General features: G+C 64.6%; 28 protein-coding genes. All 28 read left to right on the forward strand.

Features of this window, described 5'->3' with window-relative positions; translation table 11 throughout:
• Positions 1 to 357: 357 nt before the first annotated feature.
• Entirely contained in the window at positions 358 to 732 is a 375-nt protein-coding gene (rpsL, locus tag BAY61_RS02745; protein ID WP_003102113.1) for a 30S ribosomal protein S12, read from the forward strand.
• On the forward strand, positions 732 to 1,202 hold the full coding sequence (gene rpsG / locus BAY61_RS02750) for a 30S ribosomal protein S7 (RefSeq protein WP_091802118.1): 471 nt from the start codon (positions 732 to 734) through the stop codon (positions 1,200 to 1,202). Before rpsL ends, rpsG begins: the two co-directional genes overlap by 1 nt.
• 85 nt (positions 1,203 to 1,287) lie before the next feature.
• A complete protein-coding gene (fusA, locus tag BAY61_RS02755) occupies positions 1,288 to 3,387 on the forward strand; it encodes an elongation factor G (protein ID WP_091802122.1) in 2,100 nt (699 codons plus the stop codon).
• A 125-nt stretch (positions 3,388 to 3,512) separates the two neighbouring features.
• Positions 3,513 to 4,706, forward strand: a complete 1,194-nt coding sequence (gene tuf / locus BAY61_RS02760) for an elongation factor Tu (RefSeq protein ID WP_091802124.1) — start codon at positions 3,513 to 3,515, stop codon at positions 4,704 to 4,706.
• Between the two features lie 336 nt (positions 4,707 to 5,042).
• The gene (gene rpsJ / locus BAY61_RS02765) at positions 5,043 to 5,348 is read left to right on the forward strand and encodes a 30S ribosomal protein S10 (RefSeq protein ID WP_003883485.1); all 306 of its coding nucleotides are present in this window, start codon (positions 5,043 to 5,045) and stop codon (positions 5,346 to 5,348) included.
• 31 nt (positions 5,349 to 5,379) lie between these two features.
• On the forward strand, positions 5,380 to 6,036 hold the full coding sequence (rplC, locus tag BAY61_RS02770) for a 50S ribosomal protein L3 (protein WP_091802127.1): 657 nt from the start codon (positions 5,380 to 5,382) through the stop codon (positions 6,034 to 6,036).
• Positions 6,033 to 6,725: a 50S ribosomal protein L4 gene (rplD, locus tag BAY61_RS02775; RefSeq protein WP_091802130.1), complete on the forward strand. Its 693-nt coding sequence runs from the start codon at positions 6,033 to 6,035 to the stop codon at positions 6,723 to 6,725. Before rplC ends, rplD begins: the two co-directional genes overlap by 4 nt.
• Complete coding sequence (gene rplW / locus BAY61_RS02780) at positions 6,722 to 7,033, forward strand: 50S ribosomal protein L23 (RefSeq protein WP_091802133.1); 312 nt, start codon at positions 6,722 to 6,724, stop codon at positions 7,031 to 7,033. The genes rplD and rplW overlap by 4 nt, the downstream gene beginning before the upstream one ends.
• A 14-nt stretch (positions 7,034 to 7,047) precedes the next feature.
• Complete coding sequence (gene rplB, locus BAY61_RS02785) at positions 7,048 to 7,881, forward strand: 50S ribosomal protein L2 (RefSeq protein ID WP_091802135.1); 834 nt, start codon at positions 7,048 to 7,050, stop codon at positions 7,879 to 7,881.
• A gap of 18 nt (positions 7,882 to 7,899) precedes the next feature.
• The gene (gene rpsS / locus BAY61_RS02790) at positions 7,900 to 8,181 is read left to right on the forward strand and encodes a 30S ribosomal protein S19 (RefSeq protein WP_015105260.1); all 282 of its coding nucleotides are present in this window, start codon (positions 7,900 to 7,902) and stop codon (positions 8,179 to 8,181) included.
• A gap of 27 nt (positions 8,182 to 8,208) precedes the next feature.
• Positions 8,209 to 8,622 (forward strand): 50S ribosomal protein L22, encoded by a 414-nt coding sequence (gene rplV / locus BAY61_RS02795; protein WP_091802137.1) that lies wholly within the window; start codon positions 8,209 to 8,211, stop codon positions 8,620 to 8,622.
• Complete coding sequence (rpsC, locus tag BAY61_RS02800) at positions 8,622 to 9,479, forward strand: 30S ribosomal protein S3 (RefSeq protein ID WP_091802140.1); 858 nt, start codon at positions 8,622 to 8,624, stop codon at positions 9,477 to 9,479. Before rplV ends, rpsC begins: the two co-directional genes overlap by 1 nt.
• A gap of 3 nt (positions 9,480 to 9,482) precedes the next feature.
• A complete protein-coding gene (gene rplP, locus BAY61_RS02805) occupies positions 9,483 to 9,902 on the forward strand; it encodes a 50S ribosomal protein L16 (RefSeq protein WP_091802145.1) in 420 nt (139 codons plus the stop codon).
• Complete coding sequence (rpmC, locus tag BAY61_RS02810) at positions 9,902 to 10,150, forward strand: 50S ribosomal protein L29 (protein ID WP_091802148.1); 249 nt, start codon at positions 9,902 to 9,904, stop codon at positions 10,148 to 10,150. Before rplP ends, rpmC begins: the two co-directional genes overlap by 1 nt.
• Positions 10,147 to 10,428, forward strand: a complete 282-nt coding sequence (gene rpsQ / locus BAY61_RS02815; protein WP_091802151.1) for a 30S ribosomal protein S17 — start codon at positions 10,147 to 10,149, stop codon at positions 10,426 to 10,428. Before rpmC ends, rpsQ begins: the two co-directional genes overlap by 4 nt.
• 74 nt (positions 10,429 to 10,502) lie before the next feature.
• Complete coding sequence (gene rplN, locus BAY61_RS02820; protein WP_091802153.1) at positions 10,503 to 10,871, forward strand: 50S ribosomal protein L14; 369 nt, start codon at positions 10,503 to 10,505, stop codon at positions 10,869 to 10,871.
• Positions 10,872 to 11,186: a 50S ribosomal protein L24 gene (gene rplX / locus BAY61_RS02825; protein WP_091802156.1), complete on the forward strand. Its 315-nt coding sequence runs from the start codon at positions 10,872 to 10,874 to the stop codon at positions 11,184 to 11,186. It begins immediately after the preceding gene.
• Positions 11,186 to 11,755, forward strand: coding sequence for a 50S ribosomal protein L5 (gene rplE, locus BAY61_RS02830; RefSeq protein ID WP_091802159.1), 570 nt, complete (start codon positions 11,186 to 11,188; stop codon positions 11,753 to 11,755). The genes rplX and rplE overlap by 1 nt, the downstream gene beginning before the upstream one ends.
• 4 nt (positions 11,756 to 11,759) lie before the next feature.
• Complete coding sequence (locus BAY61_RS02835; protein WP_091802162.1) at positions 11,760 to 11,945, forward strand: type Z 30S ribosomal protein S14; 186 nt, start codon at positions 11,760 to 11,762, stop codon at positions 11,943 to 11,945.
• A 76-nt stretch (positions 11,946 to 12,021) separates the two neighbouring features.
• On the forward strand, positions 12,022 to 12,420 hold the full coding sequence (rpsH, locus tag BAY61_RS02840; protein ID WP_091802165.1) for a 30S ribosomal protein S8: 399 nt from the start codon (positions 12,022 to 12,024) through the stop codon (positions 12,418 to 12,420).
• A 15-nt stretch (positions 12,421 to 12,435) separates the two neighbouring features.
• Positions 12,436 to 12,975 carry a 50S ribosomal protein L6 gene (gene rplF, locus BAY61_RS02845; protein WP_091802168.1) on the forward strand — a complete coding sequence of 180 codons (540 nt, stop codon included), beginning with the start codon at positions 12,436 to 12,438 and terminating at the stop codon, positions 12,973 to 12,975.
• A gap of 2 nt (positions 12,976 to 12,977) precedes the next feature.
• A complete protein-coding gene (gene rplR / locus BAY61_RS02850; protein ID WP_091802572.1) occupies positions 12,978 to 13,376 on the forward strand; it encodes a 50S ribosomal protein L18 in 399 nt (132 codons plus the stop codon).
• 36 nt (positions 13,377 to 13,412) lie between these two features.
• A complete protein-coding gene (rpsE, locus tag BAY61_RS02855; RefSeq protein WP_091802171.1) occupies positions 13,413 to 14,048 on the forward strand; it encodes a 30S ribosomal protein S5 in 636 nt (211 codons plus the stop codon).
• A gap of 1 nt (position 14,049) precedes the next feature.
• Positions 14,050 to 14,232, forward strand: coding sequence for a 50S ribosomal protein L30 (gene rpmD, locus BAY61_RS02860; RefSeq protein ID WP_091802175.1), 183 nt, complete (start codon positions 14,050 to 14,052; stop codon positions 14,230 to 14,232).
• Positions 14,232 to 14,675, forward strand: a complete 444-nt coding sequence (gene rplO, locus BAY61_RS02865) for a 50S ribosomal protein L15 (protein ID WP_091802178.1) — start codon at positions 14,232 to 14,234, stop codon at positions 14,673 to 14,675. Before rpmD ends, rplO begins: the two co-directional genes overlap by 1 nt.
• Positions 14,676 to 15,160: 485 nt before the next feature.
• Entirely contained in the window at positions 15,161 to 16,468 is a 1,308-nt protein-coding gene (gene secY / locus BAY61_RS02870) for a preprotein translocase subunit SecY (protein WP_091802574.1), read from the forward strand.
• On the forward strand, positions 16,465 to 17,019 hold the full coding sequence (locus tag BAY61_RS02875; protein ID WP_091802180.1) for an adenylate kinase: 555 nt from the start codon (positions 16,465 to 16,467) through the stop codon (positions 17,017 to 17,019). The genes secY and BAY61_RS02875 overlap by 4 nt, the downstream gene beginning before the upstream one ends.
• Complete coding sequence (gene map, locus BAY61_RS02880) at positions 17,016 to 17,840, forward strand: type I methionyl aminopeptidase (RefSeq protein WP_091802183.1); 825 nt, start codon at positions 17,016 to 17,018, stop codon at positions 17,838 to 17,840. Before BAY61_RS02875 ends, map begins: the two co-directional genes overlap by 4 nt.
• Positions 17,841 to 17,867 lie beyond the last annotated feature (27 nt).

A 17,867-nucleotide genomic window follows, 5' to 3' on the forward strand; every position in this document is an offset into this window, starting at 1 on the left:
GGGGCAACTGGCCTTTATGCAGGCCGCCGTCCAGTAGACTGGATGATGCAAGTCGCCCGTCCAAGCCGTGCCGTGGGTCAAAAGCGACCCCCGATGTGGTCGTGTTCGGCACGGGCGGGTATCTTTGACGACCGTGCCCGGCAGGCTGTCGGGCTGCTCCGTGTGCCATTGGGTCACGGCTGAGTGCCTTCGGTGCTCAGCGCGCAGTAATGGCCAAGCGGAGCTCCACGGAAATCCCGACGGGACGTTAACGGATCGGAAGATCCTGACGCGGGCCGACACGCCCGACCTCGGGGACCGGGGAGACAAGCAAAGCCAGAGCTGTAGAGCTACAGGACGCGACAGAAAGCTGGTCCATTGCCCACGATCCAGCAGCTGGTCCGCAAGGGCCGCCAGGACAAGGCTGCCAAGCAGAAGACCGCGGCGCTCAAGGGGAGCCCGCAGCGGCGTGGCGTGTGCACCCGCGTGTACACCACGACGCCCAAGAAGCCGAACTCGGCGCTGCGCAAGGTCGCGCGTGTAAAGCTGACCAGCGGCATCGAGGTCACCGCCTACATTCCCGGTGAAGGCCACAACCTCCAGGAGCACTCGATGGTGCTCGTGCGTGGCGGCCGTGTTAAGGACCTGCCGGGTGTTCGCTACAAGATCATCCGCGGTTCGCTCGACACACAGGGCGTGAAGAACCGCAAGCAGGCGCGCAGCCGGTACGGCGCGAAGAAGGAGAAGAGCTAATGCCCCGCAAGGGTCCGGCCCCGAAGCGGCCACTGATCGCTGACCCCGTCTACGCTTCGCCGCTTGTCACGCAGCTCGTCAACAAGGTGCTGACCGACGGCAAGCGCTCGCTGGCCGAGCGCATCGTGTACGGGGCGCTGGAAGGCGCTCGCGACAAGACCGGCACCGACCCGGTCGTCACGCTGAAGCGCGCACTCGACAACGTGCGGCCCACCCTTGAGGTGAAGAGCCGCCGGGTCGGTGGTGCTACTTACCAGGTGCCGATCGAGGTCAAGCCGGGCCGTTCGACGACCCTTGCTCTTCGTTGGATCGTCACCTTCGCTCGCCAGCGTCGCGAGAAGACGATGGTCGAACGCCTGCAGAACGAGCTGCTCGACGCGAGCAACGGCCTCGGGGCCAGCGTGAAGCGCCGCGAGGACACCCACAAGATGGCCGAGTCCAACAAGGCTTTCGCTCACTACCGCTGGTGAGCGAGTAACAGCAGGTAAACGCTGCCGCCCGGCAGCCGACGTACACCAATGCCGGGCCCCAAGCTTGAGACAGGGGAACACTGAAGTGGCACGTGACGTGCTGAGAGACCTCAACAAGGTCCGCAACATCGGCATCATGGCCCACATCGACGCCGGTAAGACCACCACCACCGAGCGGATCCTGTTCTACACCGGGATCAACTACAAGCTCGGCGAGGTGCACGACGGCGCCGCGACGATGGACTGGATGGAGGAGGAGCAGAAGCGGGGTATCACCATCACCTCGGCTGCCACCACCACCTTCTGGGGCGATTACCAGATCAACATCATCGACACGCCTGGTCACGTCGACTTCACCGTCGAGGTGGAGCGCAACCTGCGCGTGCTCGACGGTGCTGTCGCCGTCTTCGACGGCAAGGAAGGCGTCGAGCCGCAGTCCGAACAGGTCTGGCGGCAGGCCGACAAGTACGAGGTCCCCCGGATCTGCTTCGTCAACAAGATGGACAAGCTGGGTGCCGACTTCTACTACACCCTGCGCACCATCGAGGAGCGCCTCGGTGTCAAGCCGCTGCCCATCCAGCTGCCGATCGGCGCCGAGAGCGAATTCGAAGGCGTCATCGACCTGGTCAGGATGAAGGCTCTGACCTGGCGCGGCGATGTCAAGAAGGGCGAGGACTACTCGGTCGAGGACATCCCGGAGGCGCTTGCCGAGCAGGCGGCCGAGTACCGCGACAAGCTCGTCGAAGCCATCGCGGAAACCGATGACGCGCTGATGGAGAAGTACTTCGGTGGCGAGGAGCTGACGGAGGCCGAGATCAAGGCCGGTATCCGCAAGCTCACCATCGCCCGCGAGGCGTACCCGGTGCTGACCGGGTCGGCGTTCAAGAACAAGGGCGTGCAGCCCATGCTCGACGCCGTCGTCGACTACCTCCCTTCGCCGCTTGACCAGCCGCCGGTCGAAGGCATTCTTGCCGATGGCGAGACGCCGATCAGCCGCAAGCCCTCGATCGACGAGCCGTTCGCGGCTCTGGCTTTCAAGATCGCGGCGCACCCGTTCTACGGCAAGCTGACCTACATCCGGGTCTACTCGGGCAAGGTCTCCGCCGGCACTCAGGTCGTCAACGCGACCAAGGAGCGCAAGGAGCGGATCGGCAAGATCTTCCAGATGCACTCCAACAAGGAGAACCCGGTCGACGAGGCCCAGGCCGGCCACATCTACGCGGTGATCGGTCTCAAGGACACCACCACCGGTGACACCCTTGCCGACCCGCAGAACCCGGTTGTCCTCGAATCGATGACCTTCCCCGAGCCGGTCATCAAGGTCGCCATCGAGCCCAAGACGAAGGCCGACCAGGAGAAGCTGTCGACCGCGATCCAGAAGCTCGCCGAGGAGGACCCGACATTCCGGGTCAGCCAGGACGAGGAGACCGGTCAGACGATCATCGAGGGTATGGGCGAGCTGCACCTTGAGGTGCTCGTCAACCGGATGAAGTCCGACTACAAGGTCGAGGCGAACATCGGTAAGCCGCAGGTCGCTTACCGCGAGACCGTCCGCAACACGGTCGAGAAGCTCGATTACGTTCACAAGAAGCAGACCGGTGGTTCCGGTCAGTTCGCGAAGGTGATCGTCAAGCTCGAACCGTTGGAGAGCACGGACGGTGCGCTTTACGAGTTCGACAACAAGGTCACCGGTGGCCGCATTCCGAGGGAATACATCCCTTCGGTTGACGCGGGCGCACAGGACGCCATGCAGTACGGCGTGCTGGCCGGCTACCCGCTCGTCGGGTTGAAGTTCACCTTGTTGGATGGTGCGTACCACGAGGTCGACTCCTCGGAAATGGCCTTCAAGATCGCCGGTTCCATGGCGATGAAGGAAGCCGCGAGGAAGGCGGGCCCGGTACTGCTGGAGCCGGTGATGGCGGTCGAGGTGACCACACCCGAGGACTACATGGGTGACGTCATCGGCGACCTGAACTCCCGCCGTGGTCAGATTCAGGCCATGGAGGAGCGGTCAGGTACGCGTGTCGTCAAGGCGCTCGTGCCGCTGTCGGAGATGTTCGGTTACGTCGGCGACCTGCGGTCTCGTACCCAGGGTCGTGCGAACTACTCCATGCAGTTCGACTCCTACGCCGAGGTTCCTGCGAACGTCGCGAAGGAAATCATCGCGAAAGCGACGGGGGAGTAACACTCCACCAGCACCCAACGCGGGCGCGAAAGGGGCCTCCCCTAAGGTCCGCACAACCGACCAGATCAAGTCGCAGACCGGCTGCCACGCCGGACCGCGAGTAAGTAGTCCAGGAGGACATTCCAGTGGCGAAGGCGAAGTTCGAGCGGAGCAAGCCGCACGTCAACATCGGGACCATTGGTCACGTCGACCACGGCAAGACGACCCTGACCGCGGCGATCACCAAGGTTCTCCACGACAGGTACCCGGAGCTGAACCAGTCGCGTGCGTTCGACCAGATCGACAACGCGCCTGAGGAGAAGCAGCGCGGTATCACGATCAACATCTCGCACGTCGAGTACCAGACCGAGAAGCGCCACTACGCGCACGTCGACGCCCCCGGTCACGCCGACTACATCAAGAACATGATCACCGGTGCCGCCCAGATGGACGGCGCGATCCTGGTGGTCGCGGCGACTGACGGCCCGATGCCGCAGACGCGTGAGCACGTGCTGCTCGCCCGTCAGGTGGGTGTGCCCTACATCGTCGTCGCGCTGAACAAGGCCGACATGGTCGACGACGAGGAAATCCTCGAACTCGTCGAGATGGAGGTCCGTGAGCTGCTGTCCTCGCAGGAGTTCCCCGGTGACGACGCTCCGGTCGTCAAGGTCTCCGGCCTGAAGGCGCTTGAGGGCGACGAGAAGTGGGCCCAGAGCGTGCTTGAGCTCATGGACGCCGTCGACGACAGCGTTCCGGAGCCCGTCCGCGACACCGACAAGCCGTTCCTCATGCCCGTCGAGGACGTCTTCACGATCACCGGTCGCGGCACCGTCGTCACCGGTCGTATCGAGCGTGGCGAGATCAAGCTGAACGAAGAGGTCGAGATCGTCGGCATCCGCCCCGACTCCCGCAAGACCACCGTGACCAGCATCGAGATGTTCAACAAGATGCTGGACTCGGGCCAGGCCGGCGACAACGCCGCCCTGCTGCTGCGTGGTATCAAGCGCGAGGACGTCGAGCGCGGTCAGGTCATCGTGAAGCCCGGCACGACCACCCCGCACACCGACTTCGAGGCTTCGGTGTACATCCTTTCCAAGGACGAGGGTGGACGGCACACGCCGTTCTTCAACAACTACCGCCCGCAGTTCTACTTCCGCACCACCGACGTGACCGGTGTCGTGACCCTTCCCGAGGGCACCGAAATGGTCATGCCGGGCGACAACACCCACATCTCGGTCAAGCTGATCCAGCCGATCGCGATGGACGAGGGTCTGCGGTTCGCCATCCGTGAGGGTGGCCGTACCGTTGGCGCTGGTCAGGTCACCAAGATCATCGCCTGATAGCACCCCCGGGTGCGGGTGCCAAGTTTTGATATGGCATCCTATGAAGGTTGCTCGACGCGGGGCGGCCGATTCTTACCGGAATCATCAAGAGAATCGGCCGCCCTGTCGCGAGTGTCCTGGGCTTGCGGCTTCCGTGAGTCTGGAGTTGCCGACGTCGTCGGCGCTCCATGAGTAACAGACCAGCGGCACGACAACGATCCTGCGGGATCAGTCTGCGTAATGGGCGCGACACGCCCGACCGCGTGGACCGGGGAAGACCCCGTTGACGTGCGAGAACCGACGCTCGTCGTTGGTTTGAGATAGCGGCACGAGACGAAGGAACGAGCTGCCACCATGGCGGGACAGAAGATCCGCATCCGGCTCAAGGCCTACGACCACGAGGCGATCGACGCCAGCGCACGCAAGATCGTGGAAACGGTCACGCGCACCGGCGCCTCTGTGGTTGGGCCGGTGCCGCTGCCCACCGAGAAGAACGTTTACTGCGTCATCCGCTCGCCGCACAAGTACAAGGACTCGCGCGAGCACTTCGAGATGCGCACCCACAAGCGGCTGATCGACATCCTCGACCCGACGCCGAAGACGGTCGACGCGCTCATGCGCATCGACCTTCCGGCGAGCGTCGACGTGAACATCCAGTAAGCGTTGGGCGAGCGGCGGAGATAAGAGACTCATGTCTGACAGGCAAGTGAAGGGCATTCTGGGCACTAAGCTCGGCATGACGCAGGTATTCGACGAGAACAACCGGATGGTTCCGGTGACCGTCGTGCAGGCCGGGCCGAACGTGGTTACCCAGGTGCGCAACAACGACAAGGACGGCTACTCGGCCGTGCAACTGGCCTTCGGTGCCGTCGACCCTCGCAGGGTCAACAGGCCGGAGACCGGGCACTTCGAGAAGGCCGGTGTGACCCCGCGGCGTTATGTCGCCGAGCTGCGCACCAACGACGCCGAGGCGTACGAGGTGGGTCAGGAGATCACGGCCGATGTCTTCGAGACGGGCACCGTGGTCGACGTGACCGGAACCAGCAAGGGCAAGGGTTACGCCGGTGTCATGAAGCGCCACGGTTTCAAGGGACAGGGCGCGAGCCACGGTAACCAGGCCAAGCACCGCGCTCCCGGTTCGATCGGCGGCTGCGCCACACCGGGTCGCGTTTTCAAGGGTGTGCGCATGGCGGGCCGGATGGGCAACGCCAGGGTCACCACGCAGGGTCTGACGGTGCACTCGGTGCGCGCCGAGGACGGGCTGCTGTTGATCAAGGGCGCGGTCCCGGGCCCCAGGGGCGGTCTGATCTTCGTCCGTAGCGCAGCGAAGGGTGGTGTGACGGCATGACGGCGACGGTCGAGCTCAAGACTCCCGCCGGCCAGGCCGACGGCACGGTGGAACTGCCCGCCGGCATCTTCGACGTGCAGGCGAACATTCCGCTGATGCACCAGGTGGTCGTGGCCCAGCTCGCCGCGGCGCGCCAGGGTACGCACGACACGAAGACCCGCGGCGAGACCCGCGGCGGTGGCCGTAAGCCTTACCGGCAGAAGGGCACCGGCCGTGCCCGTCAGGGTTCGGTCCGCGCGCCGCAGTTCACCGGTGGTGGCACGGTGCACGGCCCTACACCCAGGGACTACAGCCAGCGGACCCCGAAGAAGATGAAGGTCGCCGCTCTGCGTGGCGCCCTCTCGGACAGGGCTCGTTCCGGTCAGCTTCACGTCGTCACCGAGCTGGTGACCGGCGAGAAGCCGTCCACAAAGGACGCCAAGAAGGTGCTGGGCTCGCTGACGCAGGCCAAGCGGGTTCTCGTCGTGCTCAGCCGCGACGAGGAACTGAGCTGGCTGTCGGTGCGGAACCTCACCAACGTCCACATCATCGCGCCTGACCAGCTCAACACGTATGACGTGCTGGTCAACGACGACGTGATCTTCACGAAGGCCGCGTTCGACTCGTTCGTCGCGGGCCCCGCGAAGGGCAAGGGCGTCAAGGCGACCGCGAGGTCCGGCGAGGTCTCGGAAGGGAGTGACGAGCAGTGAGCTCCGTGGCGATCCCCGACCCGCGCGACATCCTGGTCGCGCCGGTGATCTCCGAGAAGTCCTACGGGCTGCTCGAAGACCACAAGTACACGTTCCTGGTTCGTCCCGACGCCAACAAGACCCAGATCAAGATCGCGGTCGAGAAGGTGTTCGGCGTGAAGGTCATCAGTGTGAACACGCTCAACCGGCCAGGAAAGCGCAAGCGCACCCGGTACGGCTATGGCAAGCGCAAGGACACCAAGCGCGCCATTGTGACCCTGTCGGCCGAGAGCAAGCCGATCGAGATCTTCGGCGGACCAGCCGCGTAAGGGACTGAGAAGACATGGGCATCCGCAAGTACAAGCCGACAACTCCGGGGCGCCGGGGCTCTTCGGTCTCCGATTTCGCAGAGATCACCAGGTCCACACCGGAAAAGTCGCTGCTCGCGCCGCTGAGCAAGACCGGTGGCCGCAACGCCTCCGGCAAGATCACCACCCGGCACAAGGGTGGCGGTCACAAGCGTGCGTACCGGATCATCGACTTCCGGCGTCACGACAAGGACGGCGTGCCTGCCAAGGTCGCGCACATCGAGTACGACCCCAACCGGTCGGCTCGTATCGCCTTGCTGCACTACGCCGACGGCGAGAAGCGGTACATCATCGCGCCGGAAAAGCTCAAGCAGGGTGACAGGGTGGAGGCCGGCCCTCGCGCCGACATCAAGCCCGGCAACAACCTGCCGCTGCGCAACATCCCGGTCGGCACCGTGATCCACGCGATCGAGCTCCGCCCCGGTGGCGGCGCCAAGATCGCGAGGTCCGCAGGCGCTCGTGTGCAGCTCGTCGCCAAGGACGGTCCGTACGCCCAGCTGCGGATGCCTTCGGGCGAGATCCGCAACGTGGACGTGCGCAACCGCGCCACCGTCGGCGAGGTCGGCAACTCCGAGCACTCCAACATCAACTGGGGCAAGGCGGGCCGCAACCGCTGGCGGGGCAAGCGTCCCACCGTTCGCGGTGTCGTCATGAACCCGGTCGACCACCCGCACGGTGGTGGTGAGGGCAAGACCTCGGGTGGCCGTCACCCGGTCAACCCGAACGGTAAGCCGGAAGGCCGCACTCGCCGCAACAAGCCGAGCGACAAGTTGATCGTCCGCCGCCGGCGTACCGGCAAGAAGCGCTGAGCAGGGAGGTAGAAGAACATGCCGCGCAGCCTGAAGAAGGGCCCGTTCGTGGACGACCACCTGCTCAAGAAGGTGGACGTGCTCAACGAGTCGGGCAAGAAGACCGTGATCAAGACCTGGTCCCGCAGGTCGACGATCATTCCGGACATGCTGGGACACACCATTGCGGTGCACGATGGCCGCAAGCACGTCCCGGTGTTCGTCACCGAGGCCATGGTGGGCCACAAACTTGGCGAGTTCGCACCCACGCGAACCTTCAAGGGCCACATCAAGGACGACCGCAAGTCGCGTCGCCGCTGAGCGCGCACCGAGAAGAGGAACTAGACGATGAACGTGCGTGAGGAGGGTGCAGCCGTGGAAGAACTGCCGACGGCTTACGCCCGGGCTCGCTTCGTCCGGGACTCGCCGACCAAGGTGCGCCGGGTGATCGAGCTGATCAAGGGTCGCAATGCCAACGAGGCTCTTGCCGTGCTCCGGTTCGCGCCGCAGACGGCCAGCGACCCGGTGGCGAAGGTGCTCGCGAGCGCCATGGCCAACGCCGAGAACAACCTCGACCTCGATCCGGACACGCTCTGGATCAAGAACGCTTATGCCGACGAGGGCCCGACCCTCAAGCGCATCCGGCCGCGTGCCCAGGGCCGCGCTTACCGGATTCGCAAGCGGACGAGCCACATCACGGTCGAGGTCGAGTCGCGGCCGGAAGCCAAGTCCAAGAGCAAGAAGAAGGCAGGTGGCCGGTAGTGGGCCAGAAAATCAACCCGCACGGCTTCCGGCTCGGGATCACCACGGACTGGAAGTCGCGCTGGTACGCCGACAAGCAGTACTCGGAGTACGTGGCCGAGGACGTGAAGATCCGCAAGCTGCTGTCCACGGGCATGGAGCGCGCGGGTATCTCCAAGGTCGAGATCGAGCGCACCCGTGACCGGGTCAGGGTCGACATCCACACCGCGAGGCCGGGCATCGTCATCGGCCGCCGCGGTGCGGAGGCCGACCGGATTCGTGGTGCGCTGGAGAAGCTCACCGGCAAGCAGGTGCAGCTCAACATCCTTGAGGTGAAGAACCCCGAGGCCGACGCCCAGCTCGTTGCGCAGGGTGTCGCGGAGCAGCTCTCGAACCGCGTTGCCTTCCGTCGTGCGATGCGTAAGGCAATCCAGACGTCCATGCGGTCCCCGCAGGTCAAGGGCATTCGCGTGCAGTGCAGTGGTCGTCTCGGTGGCGCCGAGATGTCCAGGTCCGAGCACTACCGCGACGGCCGCGTCCCGCTGCACACGCTGCGTGCCGACATCGACTACGGCTTCTTCGAGGCTCGTACGACGTTCGGTCGCATCGGCGTGAAGGTGTGGATCTACAAGGGCGACATCGTCGGTGGCCTGAAGGGTCGCGCCGAGCGCGATGCCGCTGCCGCCGCCGACAGGGCTCCGCGCCGTGAGCGTCCTTCGCGGCGTCGTTCTGGCTCCTCGGGCACCACGCCCACGTCGACCGAGGCCGGCCGTGCCGCCGCGGCTTCGCAGGGTGGCGCCCAGAGCGACACCGAGGCCGCGACCACCCAGGCCCCGCAGGTGGCTTCTCCGGACGCCACAGAGAAAACGGAGGGCTGAGGCGTGCTCATCCCACGCAAGGTCAAGCACCGTAAGCAGCACTCGCCCAAGCGGGCCGGTGCCGCCAAGGGCGGCACCAAGGTGACCTTTGGTGAGTTCGGCATTCAGGCGCTTGAGCACAGCTACGTGACCAACCGGCAGATCGAGTCCGCGCGTATTGCCATGACAAGGCACATCAAGCGTGGCGGGAAGATCTGGATCAACATTTTCCCCGACCGGCCGCTCACCAAGAAGCCCGCGGAAACCCGCATGGGTTCCGGTAAGGGCTCGCCGGAGTGGTGGGTTGCCAACGTGAAGCCGGGTCGAGTGATGTTCGAGATGAGCTTCCCGAACGAGACAGTGGCCCGCGAGGCATTGCGCCGCGCGATCCACAAACTCCCGATGAAGTGCCGGATCGTGACGCGCGAAGGTGGTGAGTTCTGATGGCGGCCGCAGGCGTCGTGACGTCAGAGCTTCGTGAGCTCACTGCGGAGGAGCTCGTGCTCCGTCTGAAGGAAGCCAAGGAGGAGCTGTTCAACCTCCGGTTCCAGATGGCGACCGGTCAGCTCGACAACAACCGCAGGCTGCGCACGGTTCGTGCGGACATCGCCCGCATCTACACCGTGATGCGTGAGCGCGAACTCGGGCTGTCGATCGCGCCCGAGGAGAACGAGAGTGAAGGTGCGGCATGACCGAGCCGGTGCAGAAGAAGGATTCCGGTCGTAACTACCGGAAGGTCCGTGAGGGCCTCGTGGTGTCCGACAAGATGGACAAGACGATCGTCGTCGAGCTCGAGGACCGCAAGAAGCACCCGCGCTACAGCAAGGTTCTGCGCTCCACCAAGAAGGTGAAGGCTCACGACGAGCAGAACACCGCTGGTGTGGGTGACCGGGTACTGCTGATGGAGACCCGGCCGACGTCCGCCACCAAGCGTTGGCGGCTGGTCGAGATCCGCGAGAAGGCCAAGTAAGCAGGGGCTCAACCGCCCCGTTCGTTCCGCAAGGCTCGGGCGACCGAGAACCAGCGCGACATACAGGAGTTGACGTGATCCAGCAGGAGTCGCGACTACGAGTCGCCGACAACACGGGTGCCAAGGAGATCCTGACCATCCGCGTGCTCGGTGGCTCGGGGCGGCGCTACGCGGGCATCGGCGACATCATCGTCGCTACCGTCAAGGACGCCATCCCGGGCGCCAACGTGAAGCGTGGTGACGTGGTCAAGGCCGTCATCGTCCGCACAGCGAAGGAGAAGCGTCGCCCCGACGGTTCCTACATTCGCTTCGACGAGAACGCCGCGGTGCTCATCAAGACCGACAACGAGCCGCGAGGCACCCGTATCTTCGGACCGGTCGGCCGCGAACTCCGCGACCGCAAGTTCATGAAGATCATCTCGCTTGCGCCGGAGGTGCTCTAAATGAAGGTGAAGAAGGGCGACACCGTCCTCGTCATCGCCGGTAAGGACAAGGGCGCGAAGGGCAAGGTCATTCAGTCCTACCCCGAGCGTCAGCGGGTCCTCGTCGAGGGTGTCAACCGGATCAAGAAGCACACGCGCATCACACAGACGCAGCGGGGTGCCCAGTCCGGCGGCATCATCACCCAGGAGGCGCCCATCCACGTTTCGAACGTGATGGTCGTGGACTCCGACGGCAAGCCGACGCGCGTTGGCTACCGCATTGGCGAGGACGGCAAGAAGGTTCGTATCTCGCGTAGGACGGGCAAGGACATCTGATGACGACCGCAGAGAAAACGTATCCAACGCCGCGGTTGAAGACCCGATACCGCGAAGAGATCGCAGGGCAGCTCCGCGAGGAGTTCGCCTTCGCCAACCCCCACCAGATTCCCGGTGTGGTCAAGGTTGTTGTCAACATGGGCGTCGGCGACGCCGCCAAGGACAGCAAGCTGATCGAGGGCGCCGTCCGCGACCTCGCCACCATCACAGGGCAGAAGCCCGAGGTGCGCAAGGCACGCAAGTCCATCGCGCAGTTCAAGCTGCGCGAGGGCCAGCCCATCGGCGCTCGCGTGACGCTGCGTGGCGACCGCATGTGGGAATTCCTCGACCGGTTGCTGACCATCGCGCTGCCCCGTATCCGCGACTTCCGCGGGCTCTCGGACCGGCAGTTCGACGGCAAGGGCAACTACACGTTCGGCCTGACCGAGCAGTCGATGTTCCACGAGATCAACCCTGACGCCATCGACCGCCCCCGCGGAATGGATGTCACGGTCGTCACGACCGCCACCACCGACGACGAGGGCCGCGCGCTGCTTCGCAAGCTCGGCTTCCCGTTCAAGGAGAACTGAGCAGATGGCCAAGAAAGCTCTGATCGCCAAGGCGGCCCGCAAGCCGAAGTTCAAGGTGCGCGCCTACACCCGCTGCCAGCGCTGCGGCCGGCCCCACTCGGTCTACCGCAAGTTCGGCCTCTGCCGAATCTGCCTGCGGGAGATGGCGCACGCGGGCCAGCTTCCCGGCGTCAGCAAATCCAGCTGGTGAAGGCTTTTTCCGTCCCATCCACTTCGCCACAGGCCCCGTGACGGGGAACCAGGGCGAGAAAGGTTGACAGGTCACCATGACGATGACCGACCCGATCGCAGACTTCTTGACTCGTCTGCGTAACGCGAACTCGGCGTACCACGACGAGGTCGTGCTTCCTCACTCGAAGATCAAGGCGAACATCGCCGACATCCTCAAGCGCGAGGGCTACATCTCGGACTTCCGCTCCGAGCCCGGCGAGAAGCACAAGAACCTGATCGTCGAGCTCAAGTACGGCCCGAACCGTGAGCGCAGCCTCGCGGGCTTGCGCCGTATCTCCAAGCCCGGCCTTCGGGTGTACGCGAAATCGACCACTCTGCCCAGCGTCCTCGGTGGCCTTGGCGTCGCGATCATCTCGACGTCCTCCGGCCTCCAGACCGACCGGCAGTGCAAGCGCAACGGCGTGGGCGGCGAAGTCCTCGCCTACGTTTGGTGAGGAAGGGGGACTGGCATGTCACGCATCGGAAAGTTGCCGATCACCGTCCCCTCCGGGGTCGAGGTGACCATCGAAGGGCAACACGTCACAGTCAAGGGGCCCAAGGGCACCCTTGAGCACACGGTCCCGGAGCCGATCGCGCTTGAGCGCGACGAAGACGGCGTTCTGACGGTCAAGCGGCCGGACGACGAGCGGGAGAGCCGCGCGCTGCACGGCCTGACCCGCACACTGGTGAACAACCTCGTCGTCGGTGTCACCGATGGCTACGAGAAGAAGATGGAAATCCACGGGGTCGGTTACCGCGTGCAGGCCAAGGGCTCGGACCTTGAGTTCGCCCTCGGCTACAGCCACCCGGTAATGATCAAGGCTCCGGAGGGCATCACCTTCAAGGTGGAGACCCCGACCAGGTTCTCGGTGTCCGGCATCGACAAGCAGAAGGTCGGCCAGATCGCGGCGGTCATCCGCAAGTTGCGGCGCCCTGACCCCTACAAGGGCAAGGGCCTTCGCTACGAGGGCGAGCGCATCCGTCGCAAGGTCGGAAAGACGGGTAAGTGATCATGAGCGAAACGGTTACTAAGCGCAAGCCGGTCGGCAAGGACATCTCGACCCGTCGCCGTGCAGGCAAGGTTCGTCGGCACGCCCGGCTGCGCAAGAAGATCAGCGGCACCCCGGAACGCCCCAGGATGTCGGTGAAGCGTTCGTCGCGGCACATCGTCGTTCAGTTGATCGACGATCTCACCGGGCACACCCTTGCTTCCGCGTCCAGCCTTGAGGCGGACGTGCAGGCCGTCGAGGGTGACAAGAAGGCCAAGGCCGCCAAGGTTGGCGAACTGGTCGCGGCTCGCGCCAAGAACGCGGGCATCTCCAAAGCGGTGTTCGACCGGGGTGGCAACGCCTACCACGGCCGGATCGCCGCGCTGGCCGACGCCGCCCGCGAGGCGGGGTTGGAGTTCTAGGACAGTGAACATTCTCGAGAACGGAAGGAACGCCTGATGCCGGGACGTACGCGGCAATCCGGCGGCCAGGGCGGACCCGGAGGCGACCGCGAACGCGGTGGCGGCCGGGACCGCAGGGACCGTCGTGACGGTGGCCGTGGCGGGGCGGCCCAGGACAAGACCCCGCACCTCGAGCGCGTCGTAGCGATCAACCGCGTGGCCAAGGTCGTCAAGGGTGGTCGTCGCTTCAGCTTCACCGCGCTGGTCGTCGTCGGTGACGGCGACGGGCAGGTCGGTGTCGGTTACGGCAAGGCCAAGGAAGTGCCGGCCGCCATCGCCAAGGGCGTCGAGGAGGCGAAGAAGAACTTCTTCCGCGTTCCTCGTATCGCAGGCACCATCCCGCACCCGGTACAGGGTGAGGAGGCCGCTGGTGTGGTGCTGCTGCGCCCCGCCAGTGCCGGTACCGGTGTCATCGCCGGTGGCCCTGTCCGTGCGGTGCTTGAGTGCGCTGGTGTGCACGACGTGTTGTCGAAGTCGCTCGGCAGCGACAACGCGATCAACATCGTGCACGCGACGGTGCGGGCGCTGAAGGACCTGCAACGTCCGGAGGAGGTCGCGGCTCGCCGTGGCTTGCCGCTTGAGGATGTCGCGCCGGCCAGGATGCTGCGTCAGCGCGCGGGCCAGGGGGTCTGACATGACGCAGCTTAAGGTCACTCAGATCAAGAGCGCGATCGGCACGAAGCAGAACCACCGTGCCTCTCTGCGTACCCTCGGGCTGCGCAAGATTCGGCAGTCCGTGGTTCGGGATGACACGCCTCAGGTGCGCGGGCTCATCCACACCGTTAGGCACCTGGTTGTAGTGGAGGAGGTCAAGTAATGGCCATCAAGATCCACCACTTGCGACCTGCACCCGGCGCCAAGCGGGACAAGATCCGCGTCGGCCGTGGTGAGGGCTCCAAGGGTAAGACCGCCGGTAGGGGTACGAAGGGCACGAAGGCCCGGAAGAACGTTCCCGCCGGCTTCGAGGGTGGGCAGATGCCCATCCACATGCGGCTGCCGAAGCTGCGTGGTTTCAAGAACCGGTTCCGTACCGAGTACCAGCCGGTCAACGTCGGTGACATCGCCAGGGTGTTCGCCGATGGCGGCAAGGTCAGCAAGGAAGACCTCGCGGCGAATGGCCTTGTTCGCAAGGGCAAGCTCGTGAAGGTCCTCGGCAACGGCGAGGTGGAGGGCGTCAAGCTCGACATCACCGCCGACGCTTTCTCGGCAAGCGCCAAGGAGAAGCTCGAAGCCGCTGGTGGCTCCATCACCAAGCTCTGAGCATTCCCAAGCGGCGTTATGCCGTTCAGCAAAACGGCCCACCGGCCACAACCCGGTGGGCCGTTTTCGTGCGTCCCCGACATTTCATCCCACCTCGCCTCCCGTTGTCCCCAACCGCGTTTAGCCCGCGAACTGCGGTCCGGCGTGGCCCACCCGACCGCGTTTAGCCCGCGAACTGCGGGTCGGGCCTGGATGCCTTGCGGTGCCCTCATGTCAGGATGAGATGAGGAAAACGGCCTCTGGAGTACGTGGACCAGGCGGTCGACGAAGGGGTAACGGGCACCCCGATGCCGCCGCGCTGAGGCAAAAGCCGCACTATGTGAGTTGGCTTGCGGCGGGGCTGTTAGAGTCGACCACACGCTTTGGGACTGGTATGCCCCGAAGTTCCCCTGGCTTGCCCGCCAGCAACAGTGTGTCCTGCCGACCCCAGTGTCGGCCAAGCCGTTCGTCGGTTGATCACCGACGACGCCGAGGAGGTCCCCCGCGTGCTCAGCGCTTTCCGCTCGGCTCTCGCGACGCCGGACCTGCGCAAGAAGATCCTGTTCACGCTGATGATCGTGGTGGTCTACCGGATCGGCACGGTCATTCCAGCGCCCGGGGTTTCCTACCCGAACGTTCAGGCATGTCAGGCGCAGAGCCAAGACCAGAACATTTTCTCCCTGCTGAATCTCTTCAGCGGCGGGGCGCTCCTACAGTTGTCGATCTTCGCGACCGGCATCATGCCGTACATCACGGCGAGCATCATCGTTCAGCTCCTCACCGTGGTCATTCCGCGCTTCGAGGAACTGAAGAAGGAAGGGCAGGCAGGGCAGAGCAAGCTCACGCAGTACACGCGCTACCTGACGATCGCGCTCGCGGTGCTACAGGCCACCGGCGTCATCGCACTCGCGGACCGCGGTGCCCTGTTCGGTGATTGCGACCAGCCGGTCATCCCTGACAACAGCGTCTACACACTGGCGCTCACGGTTCTCACCATGACAGCGGGTACCGCGGTCATGATGTGGCTGGGTGAGTTGATCACCGAGCGGGGTGTCGGCAACGGCATGTCGTTGCTGATCTTCCTGAACATCGCGGCGCAGATCCCGGCAGAAGGTGCCAACATCCTGAACAACCAGGGTGGCCTCATCTTCTTCTTCGTCTGCCTGCTGGCACTGGCGATCATCGCGAGCGTCATCTTCGTCGAGCAGGGGCAACGTCGTATCCCGGTCCAGTACGCGAAGCGTATGGTCGGGCGCCGGATGTACGGCGGTACGTCGACCTACCTGCCGATCAAGGTCAACCAGGCCGGTGTCATCCCGGTCATCTTCGCTTCGTCGTTGCTGTACCTGCCGGATCTCATCGGCAGGCTCATCGGAGACCCGAACCAAGCATCTGGCTGGCAGCGTTTCCTGCAGACATACTTGGTGGATCAGTCGAGCTGGGTGCACATCCTGGCGTACTTCGCGCTGATCATGTTCTTCACGTACTTCTACATCACCATCACGTTCAACGTGGATGAGCGTGCGGAGGAGATGAAGAAGTTCGGCGGGTTCATTCCAGGTATCCGTCCAGGCAGGCCCACGGCCGAGTACCTGGGCTTCGTGCTCAGCCGGATCACTCTTCCGGGTTCGATTTACCTCGGCCTCGTGGCGATTCTGCCCAACTTCTTCTTGTCCATCACCGGCCAGGGGCAGAACCAGAACTTCCCCTTCGGCGGCACGGCTGTGCTGATCATGGTCGGTGTCGGTCTTGACACCGTGAAGCAGATCGAAAGCCAGCTCATGCAGCGCAACTATGAAGGGTTCCTCCGATGACGCGTGTGGTTTTGGTCGGTCCACCAGGTGCGGGTAAAGGCACGCAGGCGGCGGCGCTGTCCGAGCGCCTCGGCGTTCCCCATATCTCCACCGGTGAGCTGTTCAGGGCACACGTCGGTGAGCAGACTCCGCTGGGACAGGAAGCCAAGCGTTACCTCGATTCCGGTGACCTCGTTCCCGACTCGGTGACCAACGAAATGGTGCGAGAGCGGCTGGCGGAGCCGGACGCGAAGCGGGGTTTCCTGCTCGACGGCTTCCCCCGCAACACCAAGCAGGCCGAGGTGCTCGGCGAGATGCTGTCGGACGCCGACATGTCACTGGATGCGGCGATCGAATTGCAGGTGGCCGAGGATGTGCTGGTCGAGCGGCTTCTTTCGCGGGGGCGCTCGGACGACACGGAGGAGGTCATCCGCCGTCGGCAGCAGGTGTACCGCTCAGAGACGGCCCCGTTGCTGGAGTACTACGCGGACATCCTGGTGACCGTTGACGGCGTCGGCGATGTCGACGAGGTGTCGACGAGGGTGCTGGACGCACTCAACAAGCCCTCGTGAATCTTCGCGCTCTGCCTGTGCTGCGGTGGCTTCGCCGTGGCGGGTCCATCGAGGTCAAGACACGTGGTGAATTGGAAGCCATGCGTGAGGCGGGCCTTGTCGTCGCCCACACGTTGGCCGAGGTCACGAAGGCTGCTCAGCAGGGTGTGACCACTGCGGAACTGGACGAGCTGGCCGAGCAGTGCATTCACGATGCGGGCGCGGTGCCGTCGTTCAAGGGCTATCACGGTTTCCCCGCGTCCATCTGCGCGTCGGTGAACGAGCAGATCGTCCACGGTATTCCGTCGAGTAAGCAGGTGTTGGCGGACGGTGATCTGCTGTCCGTCGACTGCGGAGCCATCTTGACGGGCTGGCATGGAGACGCGGCGGTCACCATCGAGGTAGGCAGCGTTTCGCCCGCGGACTGTGCTTTGTCCGCCGCGACCAAATCCGCCATGTGGGCTGGTATAGAAGCAGCCCGGCCCGGTATTCGACTGACGGACATATCGCACGCGATCGAGCAGGCGGCGGAGCGCGCCGGCGCCACCGACGGCGTCGAGTACGGAATGATCGCTGAATATGGTGGCCACGGTATCGGCCGCGAGATGCACATGGATCCGTTCTTGCCCAACCTCGGAAAACCGGGGAAAGGGCCGCGTATCAACTCGGGGGCGGTCCTCGCCATCGAGCCCATGTTGACAGGCGGCGGCAGCGAAACCCTCGAACTCGACGATGGCTGGACCGTCGTCACCGCTGATCACTCTCGCGCATCACATTGGGAACACACCGTGGCCATCACTGACGACGGTCCGTGGGTGCTCACCGCTCCTGAGGGCAAGTAGCCTCGCCGTCCCCTGTCTGACATCGCA

The organism is Prauserella marina (genome assembly GCF_002240355.1).
Classification (GTDB): Bacteria; Actinomycetota; Actinomycetes; order Mycobacteriales; family Pseudonocardiaceae; genus Prauserella_A; species Prauserella_A marina.

Bases quoted from the DNA above. Each gene is read 5' to 3' on its own strand.
- rplR (WP_091802572.1), top strand. From the start codon at position 12,978: ATGAGCGAAACGGTTACTAAGCGCAAGCCGGTCGGCAAGGACATCTCG.
- rplF (WP_091802168.1), top strand. From the start codon at position 12,436: ATGTCACGCATCGGAAAGTTGCCGATCACCGTCCCCTCCGGGGTCGAG.
- rpmC (WP_091802148.1), top strand. From the start codon at position 9,902: ATGGCGGCCGCAGGCGTCGTGACGTCAGAGCTTCGTGAGCTCACTGCG.
- rpsJ (WP_003883485.1), top strand. From the start codon at position 5,043: ATGGCGGGACAGAAGATCCGCATCCGGCTCAAGGCCTACGACCACGAG.
- rpsE (WP_091802171.1), top strand. From the start codon at position 13,413: ATGCCGGGACGTACGCGGCAATCCGGCGGCCAGGGCGGACCCGGAGGC.
- rplB (WP_091802135.1), top strand. From the start codon at position 7,048: ATGGGCATCCGCAAGTACAAGCCGACAACTCCGGGGCGCCGGGGCTCT.
- rplO (WP_091802178.1), top strand. From the start codon at position 14,232: ATGGCCATCAAGATCCACCACTTGCGACCTGCACCCGGCGCCAAGCGG.
- BAY61_RS02835 (WP_091802162.1), top strand. From the start codon at position 11,760: ATGGCCAAGAAAGCTCTGATCGCCAAGGCGGCCCGCAAGCCGAAGTTC.
- rpsG (WP_091802118.1), top strand. From the start codon at position 732: ATGCCCCGCAAGGGTCCGGCCCCGAAGCGGCCACTGATCGCTGACCCC.
- rpsH (WP_091802165.1), top strand. From the start codon at position 12,022: ATGACGATGACCGACCCGATCGCAGACTTCTTGACTCGTCTGCGTAAC.
- rplX (WP_091802156.1), top strand. From the start codon at position 10,872: ATGAAGGTGAAGAAGGGCGACACCGTCCTCGTCATCGCCGGTAAGGAC.
- rplC (WP_091802127.1), top strand. From the start codon at position 5,380: ATGTCTGACAGGCAAGTGAAGGGCATTCTGGGCACTAAGCTCGGCATG.
- rplD (WP_091802130.1), top strand. From the start codon at position 6,033: ATGACGGCGACGGTCGAGCTCAAGACTCCCGCCGGCCAGGCCGACGGC.
- rpsQ (WP_091802151.1), top strand. From the start codon at position 10,147: ATGACCGAGCCGGTGCAGAAGAAGGATTCCGGTCGTAACTACCGGAAG.
- rpsS (WP_015105260.1), top strand. From the start codon at position 7,900: ATGCCGCGCAGCCTGAAGAAGGGCCCGTTCGTGGACGACCACCTGCTC.
- rplE (WP_091802159.1), top strand. From the start codon at position 11,186: ATGACGACCGCAGAGAAAACGTATCCAACGCCGCGGTTGAAGACCCGA.
- rplV (WP_091802137.1), top strand. From the start codon at position 8,209: ATGAACGTGCGTGAGGAGGGTGCAGCCGTGGAAGAACTGCCGACGGCT.
- rpmD (WP_091802175.1), top strand. From the start codon at position 14,050: ATGACGCAGCTTAAGGTCACTCAGATCAAGAGCGCGATCGGCACGAAG.
- BAY61_RS02875 (WP_091802180.1), top strand. From the start codon at position 16,465: ATGACGCGTGTGGTTTTGGTCGGTCCACCAGGTGCGGGTAAAGGCACG.